This is a genomic window from Streptomyces sp. E2N166, assembly GCF_003671715.1.
GTDB classification, from domain to species: Bacteria; Actinomycetota; Actinomycetes; order Streptomycetales; family Streptomycetaceae; genus Streptomyces; species Streptomyces thinghirensis.
The window spans coordinates 1236601-1238484 of record NZ_RAIF01000012.1 but is presented as its reverse complement, the minus strand read 5'-3'; the positions used below and the strand labels follow the sequence as shown (position 1 = coordinate 1238484).

Below are 1884 nucleotides of genomic sequence, written 5' to 3'. Positions count from 1 at the left end.
GTGCCGGTCGGGCTCCCGTGCCGGTCGGGCTCCCGTGCCGGTCGGGCTCCCGTGCCGGTCGGGCTCCCGTGCCGGTCGGGCTCCCGTGCCGGGCGAGCCCTCGTGCGGGCCTGCGCCGCCGCTCAGCGGCCCACCGCGCACGCGTCCCCGTTGAGCATGAACCGCGGCGGTGGCGACGCGTCACCGGTGTGGTCCGCGAGATAGCCCAGCGTCACGCTCGCGCCCGGCGCGATGGTGGCGTTGTGCGGCGCGCTGCCCGCCGAGATCGTGTTGCTGCCCTGTGTCAGCTCCGTGTTCCAGTCGGAGACGACCATCTGCCCGAGGGCCAGCGGGAACTCGAGCGTCCAGCCGTTCACCGGGGCGTCGCCGGTGTTGGTGACGGTGAGGTCGACCGTCGTACCGGTGCCCCAGGCCGTGACCGTACGGTCCACCCGGCAGGTGGGTTCCTCGCGCGTGAACGACACGCGGTGCAGGCCGCCGGGCAGGTCGTTCACGACGTAGAACTCCCCGTCGACCGTCGTGCCGATCGACGTCACCTGGGTCGGCATCTGCCCGATCTCGGCCTCCTGGTAGCCGCCTCGGCCGTCGGGGCGCAGCGCCCACACGGTGGACGAGCAGTAGTCGGTGGCGATGTAGGTGCCGCCGACCAGGTCGGCGTACTGCTCGCCCCGGTAGACGTGGCCGCCGATCACCGAGCAGCCGCCGGTGTAGGGGGAGTAGGTGAAGACCGGCTCGGTGTACTCCTCGCCCGGCGCGCAGTCACCGCCGGTGAACTTCTCCAGCCCCTCGTAGCAGGACCAGCCCAGGTTCAGTCCGCCCCGTCCGGCGGCGAGGTGGTTGATCTCCTCCCAGCGGCCCTGGCCGACGTCGCCGATCCACAGTGAGCCGTCGGCGCGGTCGAAGGAGAACCGCCAGGGGTTGCGCAGCCCGTACTGCCAGATCTCCTCGCGGGCGCCGGGGTCGCCGACGAAGGGGTTGTCGGCGGGGACGCAGTAGGCGAGCGGGGCGCAGGCGCGGCTCACGTCGACGCGCATGATCTTGCCCAGCAGGGTGTCCAGCCGCTGCCCGGCGTCGAAGGGGTCGCCGGAGCCGCCGCCGTCGCCGATGCTCCAGTACAGGTTGCCGTCGGGGCCGAACGCGAGCTGGCCGCCGTTGTGGTTGCTGTACTCGGCGTGCTCCTGGGAGAGCAGGGGCTCCAGGCGCGACTCGTCGAGCCGGTAACGGGCCAGGGTGACCGCGCCGTCGGGGAGTGCCGTGTACGCCAGGTACAGGTCCTGGCTGTCGGCGAAGTCGGGCGGGACGGCGATGCCGAGCAGACCGCGCTCGTTGCCCGACTCGTCCACGGCCGAGGTGATGTCGAGCAGCGGGGGGCCGGCCAGGCCGGTGTCCGGGTGGTAGACGCGGACGGTGCCGCGCTTCTCGGTGATGAACAGGCGGTCCGTGCCGTCGTCGGGGGCGGCGAGGGCGGTGGGCCTTCTCAGACCGGAGGCGACCTGCGTGGTGGTGGCGCTGAGCGACGGGAGGGGAACGGAAGGCGCCGGTGCCGGTGCCGACGCGGCTGTGGCTGTGGCTGCGTCCGCGGTCGTGGCCGCGGCGGGCGCGGGGGTCAGCGTGGTCAGCAGGAGGGCCGGCAGCAGCGCCGTGGCGAGGGTGCTCAGGACGAGCGTCGGGCGGCGCCGCATGCGCTGGGCATGTATATGACAATCCATGGACCTTCTCGTCCTTCTTTCGTAGGCGTCGGTGCGTCGGTGCGTGAATGCGTGAGTGCGCGGGTGTGTCGGTGCGTGGGAGCGTGGGAGCGCTCCCGTGGGGCTCCCGCACCCAGGCTGCGGCCCCCGAAGCGGAGCGGCAACGCGTGATTGCGCCACTTTCACGCCGTGTGGC

At 72.7% G+C, this 1884-nt stretch carries 1 protein-coding gene; it reads right to left on the bottom strand.

Features of this window, described 5'->3' with window-relative positions; translation table 11 throughout:
* Positions 1-122: 122 nt before the first annotated feature.
* On the bottom strand, positions 123-1709 hold the full coding sequence (locus tag EBH09_RS13395) for a PQQ-dependent sugar dehydrogenase (RefSeq protein WP_238697287.1): 1587 nt from the start codon (positions 1707-1709) through the stop codon (positions 123-125).
* Positions 1710-1884: the final 175 nt, after the last annotated feature.

Excerpts from the sequence above, each read along its gene's own strand:
- EBH09_RS13395 (WP_238697287.1), bottom strand. The coding sequence starts at position 1,709 with ATGGATTGTCATATACATGCCCAGCGCATGCGGCGCCGCCCGACGCTC.